This window comes from Alkaliphilus metalliredigens QYMF, from assembly GCF_000016985.1.
GTDB classification, from domain to species: Bacteria; Bacillota; Clostridia; order Peptostreptococcales; family Natronincolaceae; genus Alkaliphilus_A; species Alkaliphilus_A metalliredigens.
Map to the genome: position 1 here is coordinate 2360671 of NC_009633.1, position 22025 is coordinate 2382695.

Sequence of the window (22025 nt, forward strand, 5' to 3'; positions counted from 1 at the left end):
TAATGATGATTTTCAAAAAACTACAGGACCGTTTTAATGTAATGATATTGATAGTCGCAACTATCTTTATTGCTATTGCATTTCAATTGGCATCGATAATGCTTGTGCAAGGTGATCATTATCGGGAACAGGCGGAAAACAGGATTGTAAAGAGTATCCCTGCTACTGCAGCACGTGGTGAAATACGTGATAGATATGGACGCCTATTAGCTGGGAATCGTCCTAGCTTTACGCTGCAGATAATGAAGAATGAGGTTGTGGACGAGAGTATTAATGAAGTTGCATTGAAGCTCATTGAGATTTTAGAAGAAGATGATAATCGATACAATGACGACTTCCCAATTGTTTTCACTGAAGAAGGTGACTACGCTTTTACCTATGATATGGAAATTGAAAGTTGGAAAATGAGGCATAGTTTAGAAGAAGTAAAATCTGCAGTAGATGCCTTTGAGATTTTAAGAAGACGGTATGATATTCAAGGGGACGTCACAATCGAAGAAATCGTTGAAGCTGAAGAAAATAGAATCGCTCTTGAGATACAGCAACAATTTATAGAAATCCCTAATTTAAGTGTGCCAATTTCAATCCTTACGTGGAAGTTTATTGATGAGATGCGGAAAGACCAGTGGCTTCAGGGGTATCATATAACTGATTTTGAGGTTAGCGCGTACGATGCATTTAAAATGTTACGAGAAGAGATTTATAAAATTCCTGAAACATATTCAGATCTAGAGGCGCGAAAAATTATGGTTGTTAGAGAACACTTGAGAAACCAGGGGTATTTACAATATCAACCTGTCAAATTAGCACAGGATATTTCTGCATCGGCAGTGGCTCAAATCGAAGAAAATATATATGATCTTCCCGGTGTTAATATTGCTGTAGAACCCATAAGATACTATCCTAATGACAAGTTAGCATCGCATTTATTAGGATCATTAGGGAAAATATCACAGCAACATGAGATTGATCGCTTTGTCAGAGAACTCAACTATTTGGCTAGTGATATCATTGGAAAAACAGGTCTAGAACATAGTTTCGAAGAAACACTAAAGGGGAAAGATGGCTCCCAACGCATGATTGTGGATGCCAGGGGTAGATTAATTGATGTAGTAGAAAGAAAAGAGCCGATTCCTGGAGATACCCTATATCTGACGATTGATGCCAACTTACAAAGAGTGGCAGAGGAAACATTAGAAGAAGTGTTAACAACATTACAAGCAGGTGGTATCTATGAAAGTCGATGGGGGAATACGAATTATTTAGGAACTAGTGGACGCATGTCAAATGCCACATCTGGCTCTGTGGTTGTAACCGATGTTAAAACTGGAGAACTGCTGGCCTTAGCAAATTATCCATCCTATGACCCTAACAATTTTGCCACGGGGATTAGTATGACTGATTGGCAAGCATTAATGCCTGAGAATGAACGAGATCCTTTGGCCCCAAGACCTTTGCAAAACATCGCTCTCAGCACAGCCATTCAGCCAGGGTCTACATTTAAAATGGCTGTAGGGCTGGCTGGTATTGACCAAGGGTTAAGTCCCAAATATGAAATTCTAGATCGAGGGTTTATCCAGGTAGGAGGACACTCCTTTGGTAACTGGTTGTGGAATACAAGAAGAGGAACCATGGGACGACAAAACCTAGCCCAAGCCATAGCCCAATCAAATAATTACTATTTCTACTCATTAGCTAATGGATATGACTATGGGAGCAGTAGACCATTGCCCATACGAATGAACATGGACATACTGGTGGATTACACCAAAAAACTTGGTCTTGATGAACGAACAGGAATCGAAATTCAAGTACCAAGAGAAAGATCCGGTGGCGTTCCAAGCATTGAAAATAAGCTAAGAACAGTAAAAGTGATGCTGAGAAATCACCTGAATCGTCAGATGAGTGTAGAAGATCTGGATGAGACAAAGGTAGAAGTGAGTAGAATCGTTTTAGATGAGATTATAGAGCAAATTGTCGACTGGGCTGATGAAAACCCATCTCGGGGAGTACTCTACAATCGACTCTTAGAACTAGGGTTAAGAGAAGAAAAGGTTAGTTTATACACAGATATTGTGAAGTATAGTTACTACAACCAAGCAAGATGGAGTGTGGCAGATACAATGAACTTTGCCATTGGACAAGGGGAACATACCTACACACCCATTCAAATGACAAATTATATGGCTATTTTAGCAAACGGAGGATATCGATATAATGTGAGTACTGTCAGAAAGACGCAGTCATTTGATGGGAGCAATACGATGCTGTATCCACCCGAGCTAGTTGAAAAAATTGAACTAAATGACTATGGTAATTTAGATGAGGTTAATTATGGGATGTTAATGGTAACAGAAAGTAGCATCAGCAACATCGGATCAGCAAGGAATTATTTTAATCAATTTCCAATAAAAGTGGCAGCTAAAACCGGTACGGCTCAGAGGTCAGGAAAAATACCTCCAATTGACGAAGAAGTTTATCTGAAACAGCACATGAGAAGCTTCCAAGTGTCAGAAGAAGCAGTCGCGTTAAAAACAGATGAGTTAATGGAAGCGAATCGTGATAATGCAAGATTTCAAGATAGAGGATATGCCATGAGGCAAGCAATCAAAGCCCTCAATCCAAGTATCAAAGATGCTGATTTGGATCGATTTAAGGAAGACTATGATCATTATGCATGGTTTACAGGCTTTGCACCCTACGATGATCCGGAAATCGCCATCACAGTATTGATTTTTCAAGGGGGATCTGGAGGATATGGAGCTCCGATTCTTAGAGAGATTGTAGCTGAATACATGGGGCTTAATGCATTAGAGCATCAAGAACCCTTTATGATTGATAATAGGTTAGCCAGATAAGGCTGGCCTATTTTTGTAGAAAAAGATATAAAATAGAGACTAAAGTACTTGTCTTTTTTAAACATGAAAAGAAGGAATTAAAAAACATGTGGAGAAATATAAATAGAGTAACAATTTAGCGGTGGAGGTAGTGACTGGTGACACAAGATAATGTGATCGAATTCAAAGGAACCAAAAAGGGAATTTTAGTTCGAATTAAGCCGGAGATTGATTTTAATCTAATCAAAACACAATTAATTCAAAAACTAGAGCATACTGAAAGTTTTTTCAAGGGAGCCGAAATTGCAGACATTGAATGCGACAGTTTATCCTTTGAAGAACGGAAAGAACTTGAAAACCTAATGACAAATCGATATCAAATGATTATTCATAAAAAAGAAGTAGCGAACATTGAAGAAGTTCCTCAGGACTCTGTTTTTGACGGAATTAATGAAGGTGTCACTAAGTTTATTAGTGGTACTTTGCGCTCGGGACGAAAAATTGCCTATGAAGGAAATATTGTTATTTTAGGTGATGTCAATCCTGGAGCCCAAATCACTGCCTATGGTAATATTATTGTAATGGGGAGTCTAAGAGGAATTGCCCATGCAGGAGCAAATGGAAATATAAACGCTTGTGTGGCTGCTTTTTATTTAGACCCTATGCAGCTTAGAATCGGAGATATCATTACACGAGCTCCGGACGGAGAGTATGAAAAACCCAATGGGCCTGAATTAGCAAGAATAAAAGATAATATGGTATATATTGAACCTTATCTAACCAAAAAATAAATAGAAGAAGCAGGGGGGAAATACAATGGGAGAAGTGATTGTAATCACATCAGGTAAAGGTGGTGTGGGTAAAACAACAACAACAGCTAACCTAGGTACAGGGTTGGCCCAATTAGAGTATAAAGTGGTCGTGGTGGATGCAGATATTGGACTTAGGAACTTAGATGTGGTCATGGGGCTAGAAAATCGTATTGTATACGATATTGTTGATATTGTAGAAGGGGTTTGTCGATTAAAGCAAGCGTTGATTAGAGATAAACGATATGAAGGGTTATATCTACTGCCTGCTGCGCAAACAAAGGATAAAACTGCAATCAAACCAGAGGAAATGAAAAAGCTAACTGATGAACTGCGGGAATTATTTGACTATGTTTTAATTGATTGTCCTGCTGGTATTGAGCAAGGTTTTAAAAATGCGATTATAGGTGCAGATCGTGCAATTGTTGTGACAACACCAGAAATTTCTGCTGTAAGAGATGCAGATCGAATTATAGGCCTATTAGAAGCTGCTGAATTACAAGATCCACAGCTTATTGTTAACCGGATAAGATATGATATGGTCCGTAGGGGAGACATGATGAATATTGATGATATGATTGATATCCTAGCCATAGACTTAATTGGTGTTGTTCCCGATGACGAATCAATTGTCATATCCACAAACAAGGGAGAACCAGCAGTAACAGATCTACAGTCATTAGCTGGACAAGCTTATCGTAATATTGCCAAGCGAATTTCAGGAGAAGAAGTGCCCTTTGTCAACATGGAGGCAGAAGAAGGATTTATGTCTAGGTTAAGAAAAGCATTTGGACTACGAAAATAAGAATGGGAGGAGGAGAAAAATGATGGATTTATTTAAATTTTTTAGTAAGGATAATGGAACAAGTAAAAAGGTGGCAAAAGAGAGATTAAAGCTAGTTTTAGTTCATGACAGAACTAATTGCTCTCCTCGCTTTCTTGAAATGCTGAAAGAGGATATCATTAAGGTGATTTCAGACTATGTGGAGATTGACGAAGTCGGCTTGGAGATAAAATTGACCACAACAAAGCGTGATTTTGATGAACAATCTGTACCGGCCTTAGTGGCGAATATTCCGATAAAAAAAATGAAAGAAAGAAGTCGTTAATTAAACAGGAGGTTTAGATGAATATTGCATTGATCGCCCACGATAATAAAAAGAAAATGATGATTAACTTTACAACAGCATATGAACTCATTTTATTAAACCATCAATTATATGCCACGGGGACAACTGGAAAAAGAATCATGGAAGAAACCAACTTGAAGGTCACAAGGTTTCAATCGGGACCGTTAGGTGGCGATCAACAAATTGGTGCTGAAATAGCCAATAATCGGATGGATGTGGTGATTTTTTTGAGGGATTCTCTGACAGCCCAACCACATGAACCTGATATACAAGCGCTGATTCGACTGTGTGATGTACATATGATACCAGTGGCCACTAACATTGCCACAGCTGAGATATTAATAAGAGCTTTAGAACGAGGCGATTTAGATTGGCGAGAGCGTGTTAAAGAAAGAGGATAAATGAAGGCTATAAAAGGGAGAGATTGCTAGATAACTTAGCAATCTCTCCCTTTTATTTATGTGTTCTGTGAGTGGATGTGCAAGCATCAAAGGAGTTGATTATTAACTGCATCACTATGATTTCACCCGATCCAAGACCCATTATATAGTGTAATAAAACAGCAGTATAATCAATATACTATAGTAGGGATTTCCAGGCAAAGGGGTGAAAATATGGGTGTACCACAGAAGAATTATGAAATGGTGGGGATTTTTAAAAATAGAATTGCAGAGAAGCGGGATCAGGTAAAAGAATTTAATCTAATGGACTGGTTTAAAAAGACAATGATTCGGACCGCCATCAGTGTTTTGATATTGATTGTTATATTAGGGATAAAAAGCATTCAAGTAGATGGATTTAAACAAATGAGTGAGCAAATTGATTATCAGTTAAAAAATCAAATTACGGTAACCGAGTATTATCAGCATACAATAAATATTGTCCAGAAGGCAATGCAAAAAGGAGAGGATTTACTGGGTTTCATAGACTTCAATGGAAGTAGTAACAACGGCCTTTTATTTCCGTTGTCCGGTACAGAGGCTGAGTTACATGAGAGTGAAATCATGCAATCAATAAAGGAACATAGGGCAGTTGTCATTACGGGTATAGAAGGAGAAGTGATAGTAGCAGCGGAGGATGGGGTTGTCATAGAGACCGGTTCTAATCAATTGGTGGGTAAATTTGTCGTGATTAAGCATAAGGGTGAGCTTTTGTCTGTTTATAAACATTTACAAGAAAGTCAAATGGGAGTGAATGAAATCGTGAATAAAGGAGATGTGATTGGGGTGAGTTCAGAGCAATTACGATTTGAACTTTGGTATCGAAATGAACTAGTTGATCCATCGGACTATCTAGGAGTCAAAAATTAAAAAGATCAAAATAAAGGAACCCTACTTATGAATTTATTTATCATTAAAGGAATTAAAATTAAAATCAACTTCTTACTATTTCCTTTTCTTTTTATTAGTCTATTAATGGGGTATTTATTGGAATTAACCACAATCATGATTATTATTACAATTCATGAGCTATCACATAGTTTGATCTCTTCGTATTATGATATACCAGTAACGGAGATCGAATTATTTCCCTTTGGAGGTGTGGCTAGAACTACATATTACTTAGAAAAAAAACCAAGAGAAGAAACAATCATTGCATTGGCGGGGCCTTTATCAAATATAGTTCTTTTCATCCTTGCTAAAGCAATTGGAAAATATATTGAATCACCCATAGGTATATATGAATTTTTTTTATATGCCAACTTATCTATTGGGTTATTCAACCTAATTCCAATTTTGCCTCTAGATGGTGGAAGGATTTTGCGTTCAAATCTAACCACTTATTTTGGTATTAAAAAAGCAACTACGGTCATGATATATTTAAGTAAGGTCTGTAGTATGATATTATTCTTGTTAGGTCTATGGTTTTCCATAAAAGATATTAGATATGTATATATTATATTGCTAGCTATTTTCATATGGATGAGAGTAGAACAGCAAGATGAGATGCTAGATTATATTGTCATGCAAGAGATGATAAGTAAAAAGGTGAATTTATTGCAACTAGGCAAGATGGAGGCTAAGTATATTGTTGCATTGGAGTTTTTAACTTTAAAAGAAATATATCATGAGTTTAAGGTGGATAAATATTATATTGTAACAGTGATCAATACCAAGGGAGAAGTGATAGGCCAATTAACAGAAAGTCAGGTATTACAAGGTATGGTGGAGGCAACAGTAAATACCTCTTTGGAAACCCTATTAGTCTCTTTGAGTAAAGGAAAAGAATTGAATAAAGTGTTTTCAAATGATTGAGGATGTCATATACTATTAGATGACATATTTTTCAGAAGGTACTAAAACCTAAGAGAAGATTTGAATGGAGGAATACAAATGCAAAAAATCAAAATTGAGGAGCTACTATATAGAGTTGAAAAACCAGCTAGATATTTAGGGAACGAACTAAATAGTGTACATAAGCCTACTGATGAAGGGTTGATTAGATTTGCTTTCTGCTTTCCTGATATCTATGAGATTGGTATGAGTCACTTGGGAATGCAGATTTTATATCACTTGCTTAATAATGAGTCAAACATATACTGTGAAAGGGTTTTTGCTCCAGCGGTAGACATGGAAGAAGAAATGAGAAAAACAAACATACCCCTATTTGGCTTAGAAAGCAGGGAAGCAATCACTCATTTTGATTTTGTTGGCTTTACATTACAATATGAATTAAGCTATACAAACATTTTAAATATGTTAGATCTTGCCCAAATTCCTCTTTTCAGTAAAGAAAGAGAAAATAATCATCCCATTATTTTAGTAGGAGGACCTTGTGCCTATAATCCGGAACCGATTGCGGATTTTGTAGATATTGTGATATTAGGTGAAGGAGAAGAGGTTACCCTAGAATTAGTTGCCTTGTATGAAAGCCTAAGAAAAGACCAGTATAATAGAGGGAAATTCTTAGTTGAAGCTGCTAAAATTCAAGGTGTATATGTCCCTTCTCTATATGAGGTAGCCTATTTTGAGGATGGAACAATTAAAACTTTTAAGTCTGAAATTGAAGGGGTACCACAGCGAATTCAAAAACGATTTATTCATAATCTAGACGAAAGCTTCTACCCTGAAGAGATTATCGTTCCTTATTTAGATATTGTTCATGACCGGGTGATGCTTGAAATTTTCAGAGGTTGCATCAGAGGATGTCGGTTTTGCCAAGCTGGAATGATTTACAGGCCTGTGCGGGAAAAAACCCCTGATAAGGTAGGCTATTTTGCAGAAAAACTATTAAAAAGCACAGGGTATGAAGAGGTCTCTCTAGCTTCATTAAGCACAAGTGACTATACAGGGCTAGATCCATTGGTCAGACACCTCATTGATAAATATGAAGAAGATAAAGTAGGGATTTCTTTACCTTCCTTGAGACTGGATAGTTTCTCTTTAGAATTAATTGAAGAAATTCAAAAGGTTAGAAAAACGGGGTTAACATTTGCCCCAGAGGCAGGAAGTCAAAGGCTACGAGATGTAATCAATAAAGGATTAACAAAAAATGACTTGGTACAAGCTACGACTAAGGCCTTTGCATCGGGATGGAGTAGTGTCAAGCTGTATTTTATGATTGGATTACCTACGGAGACATTTGATGACCTACTTGGAATTAAGGATTTAGCTATGGATGTCATCGAGACATATCATCAGGCACCAAAGGCCTTGAGAGGAAAAGGACTTAATGTAACTGTCAGCACTTCAACCTTTGTGCCTAAGGCTTTCACACCATTTCAATGGGAACCTCAAGATACACAAAAGGATATTGATGAAAAACAAAGCTATTTAATGAAGGAATTAAAGCATAAAAGCATTACCTATAACTACCATGATGCAAAAACAAGTTTCTTAGAAGCTGTATTTGCCCGGGGAGATCGAAAGTTATCGAAAGTGTTAGCCATGGCACTGCAGGAAGGCTGTAAGTTTGATAGCTGGCAGGAACATTTTAGTTATCATAAGTGGATGAGTATTTTTGAAAAATGCAATATGGATCCAAATTTCTATGTATCTCGAAAACGTGAATATGACGAGATATTACCATGGGATCATATTGACATCGGTGTGACAAAACAGTTTTTAATAAAAGAAAGTGAGAAAGCCAAAAATGAGGAATTAACAGATAATTGTCGAACCAGTTGTGCTGCTTGTGGGATTACCCAGATGGAAACAGGGGGAATATGCAAATGATGAAAATTAGGTCACGTTTTTATAAAAAAGATGATATGGTATTTATTTCACACCTAGATGTCATCAGGGTATTTGAAAGAGCCATCAGAAGAGTTAATATTCCTATTGCATATACACAAGGGTTTAACCCCCATCCGATTATGGCTTTTGCCGCTGCTTTAGGACTTGGCATATCAAGTGAAGGTGAATATATTGATATTCAGTTTAAGGAAAATCTAGAACCGCAATTTTTTATGGAAAAGCTAAATGAAGCACTACCTATTGGCTTGCAACTAGTGGAAAGTAAAGTGATAAGCAACAGGGAGAAATCACTGATGTCTATTATCCAATATGCTTCATACTTGGTGAAGATACCCTTAGGCTCCAATGAAAATAAAGCTTTAAAAACGACAATAGAAAACCTTTTAAACAGAGATGAAGTCATGATTACTAAAGAAAAAACAAAAAAAGTTGGTAGAAGAAAACAAGTAACGAGACGGGAAGTCAATATTAGAGATCAAATCATTAACCTTGAGCTGATGGATTCCAATGAAGAAATGACCCTTATGAGCATGCTTTTAGTAGCAGGAAGTGAAGGTAATTTAAAGCCTGAGGTGGTGCTTGGAATCATAAATGAAGAGATGGAGGCATCTATTGATCTACAAACAGTAAGGATTCATAGAGTCGATTTATTTAAAGAAATAAATGGGGAAAAGATGACGCCCTTAGAAGGCTTAGAGAAGATTATTGAAAGTTAGGGGCTGGTGATGTGAATCAAATTATTGCAAGTGTTTCTTTAATTGAAACCAAAGTGGCACTATTGGAAGGGCAAGAACTTGTGGAATTATATATTGACAGAAAGAATAGCCGTCGAATTGTAGGAAATATCTATAAGGGACGGGTGATTAACGTATTGCCAGGCATGGAAGCGGCTTTTGTCGACATCGGATTAGAAAAAAATGCGTTTCTGTATGTCAAAGACGCACTCTCAGAAGAGATGTTTAATCAAGATGTCACGAAATTAAAAGATTTGAATATAAGGGAATTAGTCAAGCCAGGGCAAGAGATTGTTGTTCAGGTCATCAAAGAACCTATTAGTTCAAAGGGCGCTCGAGTGACTAGGAATATTACCTTGCCAGGTCGATATCTTGTATTAATGCCCTATACTGATTATGTTGGGGTTTCTAGACAAATTGGAAATACCGCAGAAAGAGATCGTCTTAAAAGTGAGATTGAGGAGATTAAGCCTGCCAATATGGGCATTATTGTTCGAACAGTGGCAGCCGGCAAGGAAAAAGAAGATTTCAAGGATGACATCAAGTTTCTACTGAAGTTATGGTTAAAAATTGAAAAAGATAAAAAACTAGGTTATCCTCCAAAAACAATCTATAAAGATTTTGATATATTAAATAGAACAATTCGAGATACATTCACCAAATCAATAGAGCGATTTGTAATCGATTCACCAGAAGCCTATCAGCAGTCACTAGAGCTAGTGGAGCTTATTTCACCACACTTGAAGGATAAGCTAAAATTATATGAAGAACCCATTGATATTTTTGAATATTATGGGATCGAGTCTCAGATTCAAAAAGCATTAGAAAAGAAAATATGGTTGCAAAGTGGCGGGTATATTATTATTGATTTAACGGAAGCCTTAACGGTTATCGATGTGAATACAGGAAAGTATGTTGGCAGCATTGATTTGGAGGATACAGTCTTTAAGACTAACATGGAAGCAACCAAGGAAATTGCCAAGCAGCTTAGACTTCGAAATATTGGTGGTATTATTATTATGGATTTCATTGATATGACAAATCCAAACCAGAAACAGAAGGTGCTGGAGCTATTAGAAAAGGAACTAAGTAAAGATAGAACCCGTACTAAAGTACTGGGGATGACACAATTAGGTCTTGTTGAAATGACCCGCAAAAAAGTAAGGGATCGAATCGAATCGACTTTGCAAACAAAATGTCCAACTTGCGAGGGGACAGGTAGAATATTATGTGAACAAACCATGTTGACTAAACTAGAAAAAATGATGATTCGAACGCAAAAGCATACAAATGCCGCTGCAGCGATTGTTGATGTCAATCCCAATACATATGAAGCGATGATGGTATATAGGACGGTCATTGAGGAAATAGAACTCCAAACTAATATCAAAGTTTACTTCAATAAATCATCAGCACTAAGCTTTGACGATTTGAAAGTAAGGTCGATTGGAAGTATTGAGATGATTCAAAAACTAGTGGATCAAAAGTATAGTTAAACGCTTGACACTCTTTAGGCCTTGTGATAACATATATATCTGTAAGTAGCCGCACGAATCGGGTTTAAAACTGGGTTTAAACCTTAGTTACCTAGCATTCGGCGAGTTTGGTTTGAGGAGGTGTAATTATGTACGCAATTATTGAAACTGGTGGTAAACAATACCGAGTACAAGAAGGCGATACATTATTTGTAGAAAAGTTAGAAGCATCGAAAGATGATGTTGTGACTATTGATAATGTACTTGCAGTATCTAAGGATGGAAGTTTAACGATTGGAAGTCCTATTGTAGAAGGCGCTAAGGTTGAAGCTAAAGTAGTTGAACAAGGTAAAGGAAAGAAAATAATCGTTTTCAAGTACAAGCCTAAAAAAGACTATAGAAGAAAGCAAGGACATCGTCAACCGTATACAAAACTAATCATCGAAAAAATTAACGCATAGGATATTGTATATGATACACATTAGGGTTAATCGAAACAAGAAAAACGACATAAGTACATTTGAAGTGAAGGGACACGCTAACAGTGCACACTATGGTGAAGATGTGGTATGTGCTGCTATATCGGTTCTGAGTCAAACAACTGTGTTAGGATTACATGATATTGTTGGAATTAATGTTGAATATAAGATTCAAGATGGATATTTATTCTGCAAGATGCCTGAACAATTATCTGATAATGAAAAAGTAAAAAGTGACGTATTGATAGAGACAATGCTCTTGGGCATTGCAAATATTAAAGAAACTTATCCAAGCTATATTGAGATTTATGACAAGGAGGTGTAAGTGATGTTATTTATAATGGACCTTCAACTATTCGCCAGTAAAAAGGGAGTAGGTAGTTCTAAAAACGGTCGAGACAGTATTTCTAAAAGACTTGGTGTCAAGAGAGCAGACGGACAAAACGTTCCAGCTGGAAGCATTCTCGTAAGACAAAGAGGAACTAAAATTCATCCTGGTAACAACGTAGGTAGAGGTGGAGATGACACTCTATTTGCAAAGGTAGAAGGAATTGTGAAGTTTGAAAGAAAAGGTAAAGACAAAAAGCAAGTAAGCGTTTATCCAAGAGATGTAGTTGCTAACTAAAATATACTGCAACCGCCAAGTAATTGGCGGTTTTTAATTGGATAGAAAAGGTTTCCTTCAATTTACGATGGAATTAAAAGAATAGAGAAGGATAATCTTTAAATATATAGAAATAATATACATAGGGTTGGATGTCGGTGTAAAGGTGTGAATAATATGGATGCTAACACACAAAGAAAAATAGAAATTCACTACTGGAATGAAATTGAACAATTACTTACAAATCAACGTCATGATTTTATGAATACGCTACAGACAGTATATGGCTATATTCAATTGGGGCAACCAGAAAAAGCGGTGGAGCAAATTAAACAGGTGACAAACTATGCAAACCAAATGGGTCGGGTTTTCAATTTGCAATGTGTTCCTCTAGCGATGTTGATTACGGAAACAATGAAGCTTAATACCATAGGAGAAAATTGCACCGTTATTGAAGTGCAAAGCTTTGTGACTATGGAAGATTATATAGAAATTAATGTAGAGGCCGCAATTGAACAGGTAAAGAAGCTACTGGAGAATATCTTAAAACAATTCAATGAATCAAAATCCCAAGAAGTAATTCATATGAAAATTGAAGAGCATGAAATGTGTTGGATTTTTTTTGTTAAGTATAATAAATTTCTTGAAAAAGCTACTTTAGATCATATGCTAGTGGATTTACAATTACAGCATACTTATGGAGATGACATGGTGATTGTCTATTTCAAACTAAAAAAAACAGCTAAACAATAGAAGTTTTTTGCCATTTGGCGGGTATACTAAATATATTGACAGCGCAACACAAATTGGTATAATTAAGTTACAAATCATTAGTAGTAATTTGTACCAGTAAAACAAAATTGATATTAAGTCTAGCACATTAAGGGTGATATTATGTTTATTGATAAGGCAAAAATACATTTAAAGTCTGGTAAGGGAGGCGATGGAGCTGTTGCATTCCGAAAGGAAAAATATGTTCCAGCCGGTGGTCCCGCAGGTGGAGATGGAGGCAAAGGTGGAAACATTATCTTTGTTGTTGATGAAGGTATGCGTACATTAATGGATTTTAGGTATAAAATGCACTATTCAGCTGAGAATGGTGAGAATGGCAAAGGCAGAATGCAGTATGGTAAGGACGGTGAGGATCTAATCCTAAGGGTTCCTCCGGGTACAATTATTCGTGAAGAAAAAACCGGTCACCTTGTGGCAGATTTAACGCAACCAAAAGAAAGAAGGATCATTGCAAAAGGTGGTAAAGGTGGTAAAGGAAATGTACACTTTAAATCAGCTACGAGACAAGCGCCTCAATTTGCAATAGCTGGAGTGAAGGGTGAAGAGCTCACCGTAACACTAGAGCTGAAACTTATTGCAGATGTTGGACTTGTAGGGTTTCCTAATGTAGGTAAATCTACGCTTTTATCAGTGGTTACCAGTGCAAAACCTAAAATTGCAGATTATCATTTTACGACCCTTACACCTAATCTCGGGGTTGTGAGAACGAAACGTGGAGATAGCTTTGTTTTGGCAGATATACCAGGACTGATTGAAGGCGCCCATGAAGGAACGGGCTTAGGCCATGAGTTTTTACGTCATGTTGAACGGACAAAACTCCTAATCCATGTATTAGATGTAGCGGGAATAGAAGGACGAGATCCCCTAGAGGATTTCGAAAAAATAAATGAAGAGTTGAAATTGTACAATGAAAAGCTATCAACTCGACCACAAGTGGTTGCAGCCAATAAAACTGATGTCATGGGTGAAAATGAAAACCTTAAGAAGCTGACGGAAGCTTTAGCAGAAAAAGGGATAGAAGTTTTTCCTGTCTCAGCAGCAACAAAGCAAGGGCTAGATGAGCTATTAGATTATGTCTCCATCAAGCTCAAGGAATTAGAGGATACTGAAGTAGAGCTAGAAGAGGTCGAAGAGGAAAAATTATATGAACTCAAAGAGAAAGATACAAATCAATTCACAGTGAAAAAAGAGGATGATACCTATATTGTAGAAGGTGATTTCCTAGAGAGATTAATTATGTCTACTAACTTTGAGGATATGGATTCACTGACTTACTTCCAAAAAGTGTTGCGAAGAAAAGGTATTATTGATGAGTTAAAGAAGCTGGGAATCGAAGATGGAGAATTTGTAAAAATCTATGATGTGGAATTTGAATATTTTCACTAAAGTAAGCTTGTTTCAGCAAGCCGAAACATCAGGAAATCAGATGGGGAATTCACCTCATGAGATTAAAAAATGATAGAAGCGTAGAGAAGAGGAGTATTAAAATGTTAACGGGAAAACAACGGAGTTATCTTAGAAAACTAGCAAATGGAATTAGACCAGTTACGCAAATTGGTAAAGCAGGTATTACTGACAGTTTATTGGAACAGCTAGAATTAACCTTAGCGTCACGGGAATTAATTAAAGTAAGTATTTTAGAGACAAGCTTATTAGACACAAAAGAAACGGCAAATGAAGTATCAACAAAATTAAGAGCAGAATTTGTACAAGCCATTGGAAATAAATTTGTCATTTACCGTAAGGCCTATGAAAATCCTCAAATTGAATTACCAAAAAGCTAGTGCAATTGCACGGCTTTTTTCAAATAATAGGAAAGTTCTGCTTTCCTATTATTTGAAAAAGAGGGGTTGTAGGGGATGAAATCCCCTGCCCGCACTGAGGAAGGTGCTCAGGCTGCAAAACAGCCGTCGAAGGAAACCTAGGGTTTCCTAGCGAAAGCGTCGAAGACGCTTTTTTCAATAGACACAATATTATGGAGAATAGGGTGAAAGGTGGAAGGGATACTGTGGATTCTGCTATAGGGAGTATTAAAGAAGAGGGTATCACTAAAGTAGGAATTATGGGTGGAAGCTTTGATCCGATTCATATTGCACATTTGATCGTTGCAGAATCTGCATTAGAAGCCTTTGGTCTAGAAAAAATTATATTTATTCCAACGGGGAACCCTCCTCACAAGGATTCTAGTAAGATGAGTGATGCTAAAAATCGCTTAGAGATGACAAAACTTGCCACCCAGAGTAATAGTCGATTTAGGGTTTCAACAATTGAAGTATACCAGGGGAAGGTATCTTATACCATAGATACAATCGCAGCATTACAAAGTCATTGGGGTAAAGAGGTTTCCTGTTATTTTATTATTGGGATTGATGCCCTGATTGAAATTGAAAGCTGGAAGGCGTATGAAGAATTACTGAAATCAATCACCATGGTTGTTGCCACTCGGGCGGGACATGTAGGGAATTTTATAGACACAACCATTGCCTCTCTTAAAGAAAACCATCATGCGAACATATTACCTATGACGATCCCAGATATTGAGGTTTCTTCAACCGAAATTAGAAAAAGGGTTAAGGAGAATCACTCGATTAAATATTTGGTTCCTGAATCAGTTGAAAACTATATTAAGAAAAACAAATTATATAGGGTAAGCGATCAAGGGGGGGATACCTGTGAGTGAAATTGTTAAAAGGATTGATGAAGAGCTGAAAAAGGTATTGACTTATGAAAGATATATTCACACACAGGGAGTCGTAGATGCTGCGTTGTATTTAGCCCGAAAATATAATGAAGATTCTCAAGAGGCTGAAATAGCAGCTTTGATGCATGATTATGCTAAGGGCTTCAGCAAAATTGAAGCCCTTGGATTTATCCAAAAGCATAAAGTTGAAATAGATGAGGTACTATTAGAGGCACATCAATTGTTACATGGCAAGATAGCAGCTCATATCGCACGTAATGAGTTTCAAATTGATAACGAGAATATATTAAATGCCATTGAAAATCATACCACTGGTCGACTGAACATGAGCAAATTAGAAAAAATAATTTACTTAGCTGATTTTATAGAAATAGGGAGAACATATGCTGGTGTTGATGATTTAAGGATCGTTGCTGAAGAAGATTTGGATAAGGCTGTGCTACAGGCACTAAACAATACAATGAAGTATGTATTGAGTATCGAAAAATTATTGCATCCCAATACCTTATTAGCCCGGAATCAACTGCTGATTGGTTTAACAAGGTAGGAGAATTGGTTTGAGTTAGCAAAAATTTCGATAAAGAGGTGAAGTATGTCTATCGAAAAAAAAGGAAATAAAAAGAAGCTATCATTATTTAGGGTAACTTTAATTGTCGTTGTTATTTTATTTATTGGGAATTTTATCAATACATACAGAGCAGACCAAGTAGGAGACCGGACACATGTTTTGGTTTTTGGTGTAGACGATCCTGATGGTAATAGTGGGGCGCGTACAAGAGCAGATACAATCATGGTATTAAGCCTAGACCCTAAAATGAATAATCCGCTACTTTTATCTATCCCTCGAGATACAAGAGTCAATATTCCAGGAAGAAAATCCATGGATAAGATTAATCATGCCCATGCCTATGGAGGACGGGAGCTTCTTGTGAGCACTGTTGAAGGATTGTTAGAAATTGAAATTGATTATTATCTACGACTTAATTATGAAGCTGTGAGAGAGGTTGTGGATACCCTAGGGGGCATTGAGGTTGATGTTGCAGTGGATATGAAATATGAGGATCCCTATGATGATCCACCCTTGTCTATTAATATCCCTAAGGGAAATCAAGTACTTGATGGTATAAATGCAATGCATTTTTTGCGATTTAGAAGTGGTTATGCCAGTCAAGACTTAGGACGCATACAGGCGCAGCAACAGTTTGTTCAAGCCTTAATTAAAGAAGGATTGGCACCATGGAATCTAATTAAAACACCAAAACTACTAAGTGTATTCTTTCAACACGTGGATACGAACTTGACCATGGGAAAAATACTTACTATGGGTGTTAACTCGATCAATTTAGATACTGATAATATGACAAAAATCACTTTGCCTGGGACACCTAAGATGATTAACAGGGTCTCTTATATTGTGGTTGATGAAAATGAACTAAAGGAAATTAAAAAAGATTATTTACTCAATTCCGAATCTGTATCATCACAGATTGTGATAGAAGTATTGAATGGTTGTGGGGTATCCGGTACTGCAGGGAAATTTGCCGAGGTAATTCAGGGACATGGCTATGCAGTTGAGGGTATTGGAAACTATGACAATGGTAATGTTGAAAACTCATTTATAGAATATAGCTCTCAAAGTAAAAAAGAGGTGAATGTTTTAGCTAAAAAACTAGGAATTTCTCAACTAATTGAAGTTGATGGGGAAACAAACACTGCCAATGTACGTGTTATTATTGGAAGCGACTTAGTCAATTAAGAATTATGGGTATTAAAATGCAATTCAAGAGCCTTGTTTACCATTTATCATAATGGGAGACAAGGCTTTTATTATACTTGTATAAAGTAAAATTGAATGCAGAGGTGAGCTTAGAAATAATTTGAATACAAATCTGGGTTTCCTTTGCGTATATTTAAAATGAAGCTGAGAAAAAAGGACATAAGTTTAAAATAAAAAAATATATTATAAAAAGATCTATTTATAATTAAAAATCACAATTATGAGAGTGGATGAATCATCTATGTGAAACGAGATGAAAAACCAGGGGGAGGCAATATGGGAAGCTGGAGTGTCTTTTTTCTTTTTTGTATGGGATTAATTATGATTATCAAGGGGGGGGACTGGTTCGTGGAATCCGCAGTGTGGGTTGCCAAGGTAACCGGGGTCCCCAATGTGTTAATAGGAGCTACAATTGTGAGTATTGCAACAACACTTCCAGAATTACTGGTATCAGTGATCGCAACACAACAACACTACTACGATGTGGCCATTGGCAATGTCATCGGATCTATGATTTGTAATGTTGGACTGATTCTAGGGTTAACGACGCTATTCTCTCCAATAAAATTAAATAGATCCGGGTTTGCCATCAGAGGTTTTTTTATGTTAGGGAGTACGGCCCTAATGCTGTTCTTTTTACGGGATAGAATGATTAGCCCTAGGGAGGGAACGTGGTTTATTGTATTATTCACTATTTATATTCTAATTAACTTACAAGAATTCAATAAAAATCAAAAAAGAGTACCTCATGTCCTGAATCAAGAACAGGATGTTCCTCAAGGTAGTGCAAGTAAGAAGATCATTATGTTTATTGTAGGAGCTGTGTTTATAGCCTTAGGGGCGAGACTACTGGTTAACAATGGTGTCATCATTGCAAATATATTAGGTGTACCAGAACAGGTGGTGAGTTTGACCTTGATCGCCTTAGGAACATCGCTACCTGAGCTAACCACAGCCATCAGTTCTGTTGTAAAAGGACATCAAGGTATTTCTGTAGGAAACATTTTAGGAGCGAATATACTTGACATAGTGATGGTACTTGGGTTATCCTCTAAAATAGGAAGCCAAGGAATTGTAATTAGTTATCAAAATGTAATGCTAGGAGCAACCATATACAATATTCCCCAGACGCTTTATTTAGATCTCCCAGTGACCCTACTGATGATGGGTGTATTGGTTTTCGGGGGACTCTTGACCGGGAAGATTAATCGTGTAATTGGTTTTTTGATTTTTAGTATTTATGGTATATATTTGATTGCATTGGCTAAATTATTTATGTAGTCCTATAATAGGAGGCGTACGATGGAGAAGGAAATATTTCAACAAGTAAAGAATATCGTAAAAGCAATTGATGACAAGTTAGGAGAAGACATTGTTGTACTGAATTTAGGGCAGGTATCCCCCATATGTGATTATTTTGTTATCGCAACCGGTAAGTCAGATCGCCAGGTGAAGGCGATTGCCGATGAGGTCGAAAATCAATTAAAGGAAACAGGAGGTCTGCTAAGTCATAAAGAAGGACATAGACTAGGGAGATGGATTCTCTTAGATTATGGTGATATTGTGGTGCACATTTTCCATGAGGAAGATAGAGAATTTTATAGTATCGAGAGAATTTGGAAGGATGCATTGGTTGAAAATATTGACAAATTTATGGATAATGATATATAATATAATTTAATCAATGGTAATAAGTAGATGAATGGGTTATGTGTAGTGTGATTAATGAAAAACTGTATATATCAGAATAAAATGATAACATCATAGAAAGAACATATGGTTATAAGGAGTAGTAGGTAAACTTACTTTTTTAGAGAGTCGATGGTTGGTGTAAATCGATAAAGCAAGATGCTGAACTTGCCTTAAATAAGTACCATAAGGGTGGTTTCCTTTACAGACTACTATAAGTGGACTTTCAGTCAATTAGGGTGGTACCGCGGGAATTTCCCGTCCCTAAAGACTTGAAAGTTTTTTTGTTGTAAATTTTTGTATTTTGAAGGAGGTAGCTAAAATGGCAATATATGACTTTGGCAATATTGAAAAGAAGTGGCAGGAAAGATGGCAAGAGAACAAGGCTTTTTCAATTATAGAGAGAGATCGTCCTAAATATTACGTGCTTGAAATGTTTCCTTATCCATCTGGAAAAATTCATATGGGACATGTACGTAATTATTCAATTGGAGATGTTGTGGCTCGATTTAAGAGAATGAAAGGCTACAATGTGTTACACCCAATGGGATGGGACTCTTTCGGACTTCCTGCTGAAAATGCTGCAATAAAGCATGGAATTCATCCGGATCATTGGACTAAAGAAAATGTAAAAGAGATGAAGGAGCAGCTAGATGCCCTAGGATTAAGTTATGATTGGGATCGAGAAGTGTCAACTTGTACGCCAGAGTATTATAAATGGACACAATGGCTCTTTTTACAGTTTTATCATAAAGGACTTGCCTACAAAAAAGAATCTCAAGTTAACTGGTGTCCATCCTGTGAAACGGTTTTAGCTAACGAGCAGGTAGTCAATGGGGGCTGTGACCGATGTGATAGTTCTGTTGGTAAGAAAAACTTAAACCAATGGTACTTTAAGATTACGGATTACGCTGAAGCACTATTAGAGGATATCAAGCTTTTAGATGGGTGGCCGGAGAAGGTTAAAACAATGCAACAAAATTGGATTGGTAAAAGCCACGGAGCTGAAATTGATTTTCCCATCGAAAACACTTCAAAAGAATTGAAAGTTTTTACCACTAGACCAGATACAATCTACGGGGCTACATATATGGTTCTGGCACCAGAACACCCCTATGTGATGGAACTAGTGAAGGAAACAGAATATGAAGAAGCGGTTGTGGCCTTTCGCAATAAACTACAGCATATGTCTGATATTGAAAGGACATCTACTGAAATAGAAAAAGAAGGAATCTTTATTGGTAAGTATTGTATCAATCCTGTATCTAATGAAAAAATACCGATTTATATTGCTAATTATGTATTAGCCGACTATGGTACAGGGGCCATTATGGCGGTACCTGCTCATGATCAAAGAGATCTAGACTTTGCAAGAAAGTATGATATAACCGTGACTCCGGTTATTCGACCAATAGATGAATCAGATGGTTTTGACATCGAAAAGGAAGCTTATACAGATAGTGGTATCATGATCAACTCAGAAAAATTCAATGGATTAGATAGTGAAAAAGCTTATGAGGACATTGCAAAACATATTGAAACCCTAAATGCAGGAAAAAGGACCATTAATTATCGGTTAAGAGATTGGTTGCTTTCAAGACAACGATACTGGGGAACACCAATTCCTATCATATACTGTGATGATTGCGGTATTGTACCCGTAAGAGAAGAAGAACTGCCAGTCAAATTGCCTGTTGATGTGACATTCTCAGGAAAAGGATCATCACCACTTGAAACAAGTGAAGGTTTTTTAAACACAAACTGTCCAAGCTGTGGTAAAATGGCTAAAAGAGAGACTGACACAATGGATACCTTTGTTGATTCTTCTTGGTACTTCCTGAGATATACTGACGCAAACAATGAACAACTTCCTTTTTCTAAAGAAGCTGCTAATTATTGGGTGCCAGTAGATCAATACATTGGTGGCGTAGAGCATGCCATTTTACATCTACTTTATTCTAGATTTTTTACAAAGGTCATGAAGGATCTAGGTTTGACGGATCAACCTGAGCCATTTAAAAAGTTACTGACACAAGGGATGGTTTTAAAAGATGGGGCAAAGATGTCTAAATCAAAAGGCAATGTAGTCAGTCCTGAAGAAATCATTCAAAAGTATGGTGCAGATACAGCGAGACTATTTGTGTTGTTTGCAGCGCCACCAGAAAGAGATTTAGAATGGAGTGACCAAGGGGTTGAGGGTAGTTATCGTTTCTTGAACCGAGTATGGCGCTTAGCTGAGGAATTCATAGACAATAATCTATTTATGTCAACTTCTTTGGGTGAGGCCCTAACTAAAAGGGACAAAGATTTGAAGTATACGATACATTACACCATTAAAAAAGTAACCAGCGATGTTGAAGATAGATTTAACTTCAATACAGCCATTAGTGCGGTTATGGAGTTAATTAATGAATTATATAAATATAAAGAAACAGATCCTTCGAAATTAAATGGCGATCTATTTCGAGAAGGAATTGAAACAAGTATCTTGTTGCTAGCGCCATTTGCACCTCATTTTACCGAGGAATTATGGGAGAAACTTGGGAAAGCTGAAAGTGTCCATATGACAAATTGGCCTGAGTACGACCATGAAGCCATCATAAAGGATGAAGTTGAAATCGTTATGCAAGTCAATGGTAAGGTAAAGGATCGAATGATGGTTCCTACCAATGTATCTAAGGAAGAGCTGGAAAGTTTAGCCATGAAAAATGAAAAGATAATACAGATTATAGAAGGGAAACAAATCATTAAGATTATTGCTGTACCAAAGAAGTTAGTTAATATTGTTATAAAATAGGGGGG

The 22025-nt window shown here is 36.8% G+C and carries 22 protein-coding genes and 1 other annotated feature; all 22 genes read left to right on the forward strand.

Annotation, left to right across the window (positions count from 1 at the left end; genetic code table 11):
• Window positions 1-2: 2 nt before the first annotated feature.
• The 22 genes from AMET_RS11330 to leuS all read left to right on the forward strand — a co-directional run bounded on the left by AMET_RS11330 (window position 3) and on the right by leuS (window position 22020).
• Entirely contained in the window at window positions 3-2858 is a 2856-nt protein-coding gene (locus AMET_RS11330) for a penicillin-binding transpeptidase domain-containing protein (RefSeq protein ID WP_242661437.1), read from the forward strand.
• 137 nt (window positions 2859-2995) lie between these two features.
• Window positions 2996-3628: a septum site-determining protein MinC gene (gene minC, locus AMET_RS11335; protein WP_012063426.1), complete on the forward strand. Its 633-nt coding sequence runs from the start codon at window positions 2996-2998 to the stop codon at window positions 3626-3628.
• Window positions 3629-3653: 25 nt separating this feature from the next.
• A complete protein-coding gene (minD, locus tag AMET_RS11340; RefSeq protein WP_012063427.1) occupies window positions 3654-4451 on the forward strand; it encodes a septum site-determining protein MinD in 798 nt (265 codons plus the stop codon).
• Window positions 4452-4470: 19 nt separating this feature from the next.
• Window positions 4471-4755, forward strand: a complete 285-nt coding sequence (minE, locus tag AMET_RS11345) for a cell division topological specificity factor MinE (protein ID WP_012063428.1) — start codon at window positions 4471-4473, stop codon at window positions 4753-4755.
• Between the two features lie 17 nt (window positions 4756-4772).
• Window positions 4773-5177 carry a methylglyoxal synthase gene (gene mgsA / locus AMET_RS11350; RefSeq protein WP_012063429.1) on the forward strand — a complete coding sequence of 135 codons (405 nt, stop codon included), beginning with the start codon at window positions 4773-4775 and terminating at the stop codon, window positions 5175-5177.
• Between the two features lie 213 nt (window positions 5178-5390).
• Window positions 5391-6086: a M23 family metallopeptidase gene (locus AMET_RS11355; protein WP_012063430.1), complete on the forward strand. Its 696-nt coding sequence runs from the start codon at window positions 5391-5393 to the stop codon at window positions 6084-6086.
• 27 nt (window positions 6087-6113) lie between these two features.
• Window positions 6114-7031, forward strand: coding sequence for a M50 family metallopeptidase (locus tag AMET_RS11360; protein ID WP_012063431.1), 918 nt, complete (start codon window positions 6114-6116; stop codon window positions 7029-7031).
• A 78-nt stretch (window positions 7032-7109) separates the two neighbouring features.
• Window positions 7110-8951, forward strand: a complete 1842-nt coding sequence (locus tag AMET_RS11365; protein WP_012063432.1) for a TIGR03960 family B12-binding radical SAM protein — start codon at window positions 7110-7112, stop codon at window positions 8949-8951.
• Entirely contained in the window at window positions 8948-9688 is a 741-nt protein-coding gene (locus AMET_RS11370; protein WP_012063433.1) for a TIGR03936 family radical SAM-associated protein, read from the forward strand. The genes AMET_RS11365 and AMET_RS11370 overlap by 4 nt, the downstream gene beginning before the upstream one ends.
• A gap of 11 nt (window positions 9689-9699) precedes the next feature.
• Window positions 9700-11202: an Rne/Rng family ribonuclease gene (locus AMET_RS11375; protein ID WP_012063434.1), complete on the forward strand. Its 1503-nt coding sequence runs from the start codon at window positions 9700-9702 to the stop codon at window positions 11200-11202.
• A 128-nt stretch (window positions 11203-11330) separates the two neighbouring features.
• Window positions 11331-11642: a 50S ribosomal protein L21 gene (rplU, locus tag AMET_RS11380; RefSeq protein WP_012063435.1), complete on the forward strand. Its 312-nt coding sequence runs from the start codon at window positions 11331-11333 to the stop codon at window positions 11640-11642.
• Between the two features lie 10 nt (window positions 11643-11652).
• A complete protein-coding gene (locus AMET_RS11385) occupies window positions 11653-11985 on the forward strand; it encodes a ribosomal-processing cysteine protease Prp (RefSeq protein WP_012063436.1) in 333 nt (110 codons plus the stop codon).
• Between the two features lie 3 nt (window positions 11986-11988).
• Window positions 11989-12285 (forward strand): 50S ribosomal protein L27, encoded by a 297-nt coding sequence (rpmA, locus tag AMET_RS11390; protein WP_012063437.1) that lies wholly within the window; start codon window positions 11989-11991, stop codon window positions 12283-12285.
• A 156-nt stretch (window positions 12286-12441) separates the two neighbouring features.
• The gene (locus tag AMET_RS11395; RefSeq protein ID WP_012063438.1) at window positions 12442-13017 is read left to right on the forward strand and encodes a Spo0B domain-containing protein; all 576 of its coding nucleotides are present in this window, start codon (window positions 12442-12444) and stop codon (window positions 13015-13017) included.
• A 141-nt stretch (window positions 13018-13158) separates the two neighbouring features.
• Window positions 13159-14442 (forward strand): GTPase ObgE, encoded by a 1284-nt coding sequence (gene obgE / locus AMET_RS11400; protein ID WP_012063439.1) that lies wholly within the window; start codon window positions 13159-13161, stop codon window positions 14440-14442.
• Window positions 14443-14498: 56 nt separating this feature from the next.
• Window positions 14499-14840 (forward strand): YhbY family RNA-binding protein, encoded by a 342-nt coding sequence (locus tag AMET_RS11405; protein ID WP_012063440.1) that lies wholly within the window; start codon window positions 14499-14501, stop codon window positions 14838-14840.
• Window positions 14841-15031: 191 nt separating this feature from the next.
• A complete protein-coding gene (gene nadD / locus AMET_RS11410; protein WP_198135423.1) occupies window positions 15032-15736 on the forward strand; it encodes a nicotinate-nucleotide adenylyltransferase in 705 nt (234 codons plus the stop codon).
• Window positions 15729-16304 carry a bis(5'-nucleosyl)-tetraphosphatase (symmetrical) YqeK gene (gene yqeK, locus AMET_RS11415; RefSeq protein ID WP_012063442.1) on the forward strand — a complete coding sequence of 192 codons (576 nt, stop codon included), beginning with the start codon at window positions 15729-15731 and terminating at the stop codon, window positions 16302-16304. The genes nadD and yqeK overlap by 8 nt, the downstream gene beginning before the upstream one ends.
• A gap of 45 nt (window positions 16305-16349) precedes the next feature.
• On the forward strand, window positions 16350-17513 hold the full coding sequence (locus AMET_RS24350) for an LCP family protein (protein WP_012063443.1): 1164 nt from the start codon (window positions 16350-16352) through the stop codon (window positions 17511-17513).
• Between the two features lie 297 nt (window positions 17514-17810).
• Window positions 17811-18815, forward strand: a complete 1005-nt coding sequence (locus AMET_RS11425; protein WP_012063444.1) for a calcium/sodium antiporter — start codon at window positions 17811-17813, stop codon at window positions 18813-18815.
• Between the two features lie 21 nt (window positions 18816-18836).
• A complete protein-coding gene (gene rsfS, locus AMET_RS11430; RefSeq protein WP_012063445.1) occupies window positions 18837-19205 on the forward strand; it encodes a ribosome silencing factor in 369 nt (122 codons plus the stop codon).
• 99 nt (window positions 19206-19304) lie between these two features.
• Window positions 19305-19492: a binding site (T-box leader), on the forward strand.
• A gap of 53 nt (window positions 19493-19545) precedes the next feature.
• Window positions 19546-22020, forward strand: a complete 2475-nt coding sequence (gene leuS, locus AMET_RS11435) for a leucine--tRNA ligase (RefSeq protein ID WP_012063446.1) — start codon at window positions 19546-19548, stop codon at window positions 22018-22020.
• Window positions 22021-22025 lie beyond the last annotated feature (5 nt).

Bases quoted from the DNA above. Each gene is read 5' to 3' on its own strand.
- rplU (WP_012063435.1), top strand. From the start codon at position 11,331: ATGTACGCAATTATTGAAACTGGTGGTAAACAATACCGAGTACAAGAA.
- mgsA (WP_012063429.1), top strand. From the start codon at position 4,773: ATGAATATTGCATTGATCGCCCACGATAATAAAAAGAAAATGATGATT.
- leuS (WP_012063446.1), top strand. From the start codon at position 19,546: ATGGCAATATATGACTTTGGCAATATTGAAAAGAAGTGGCAGGAAAGA.
- rpmA (WP_012063437.1), top strand. From the start codon at position 11,989: ATGTTATTTATAATGGACCTTCAACTATTCGCCAGTAAAAAGGGAGTA.
- AMET_RS11370 (WP_012063433.1), top strand. From the start codon at position 8,948: ATGATGAAAATTAGGTCACGTTTTTATAAAAAAGATGATATGGTATTT.
- AMET_RS11405 (WP_012063440.1), top strand. From the start codon at position 14,499: ATGAGATTAAAAAATGATAGAAGCGTAGAGAAGAGGAGTATTAAAATG.
- obgE (WP_012063439.1), top strand. From the start codon at position 13,159: ATGTTTATTGATAAGGCAAAAATACATTTAAAGTCTGGTAAGGGAGGC.
- AMET_RS11360 (WP_012063431.1), top strand. From the start codon at position 6,114: ATGAATTTATTTATCATTAAAGGAATTAAAATTAAAATCAACTTCTTA.
- AMET_RS11330 (WP_242661437.1), top strand. From the start codon at position 3: ATGATGATTTTCAAAAAACTACAGGACCGTTTTAATGTAATGATATTG.
- AMET_RS24350 (WP_012063443.1), top strand. From the start codon at position 16,350: ATGTCTATCGAAAAAAAAGGAAATAAAAAGAAGCTATCATTATTTAGG.
- AMET_RS11365 (WP_012063432.1), top strand. From the start codon at position 7,110: ATGCAAAAAATCAAAATTGAGGAGCTACTATATAGAGTTGAAAAACCA.
- rsfS (WP_012063445.1), top strand. From the start codon at position 18,837: ATGGAGAAGGAAATATTTCAACAAGTAAAGAATATCGTAAAAGCAATT.
- minE (WP_012063428.1), top strand. From the start codon at position 4,471: ATGATGGATTTATTTAAATTTTTTAGTAAGGATAATGGAACAAGTAAA.
- AMET_RS11395 (WP_012063438.1), top strand. From the start codon at position 12,442: ATGGATGCTAACACACAAAGAAAAATAGAAATTCACTACTGGAATGAA.
- AMET_RS11425 (WP_012063444.1), top strand. From the start codon at position 17,811: ATGGGAAGCTGGAGTGTCTTTTTTCTTTTTTGTATGGGATTAATTATG.
- nadD (WP_198135423.1), top strand. From the start codon at position 15,032: ATGGAGAATAGGGTGAAAGGTGGAAGGGATACTGTGGATTCTGCTATA.
- AMET_RS11385 (WP_012063436.1), top strand. From the start codon at position 11,653: ATGATACACATTAGGGTTAATCGAAACAAGAAAAACGACATAAGTACA.
- minD (WP_012063427.1), top strand. From the start codon at position 3,654: ATGGGAGAAGTGATTGTAATCACATCAGGTAAAGGTGGTGTGGGTAAA.
- AMET_RS11355 (WP_012063430.1), top strand. From the start codon at position 5,391: ATGGGTGTACCACAGAAGAATTATGAAATGGTGGGGATTTTTAAAAAT.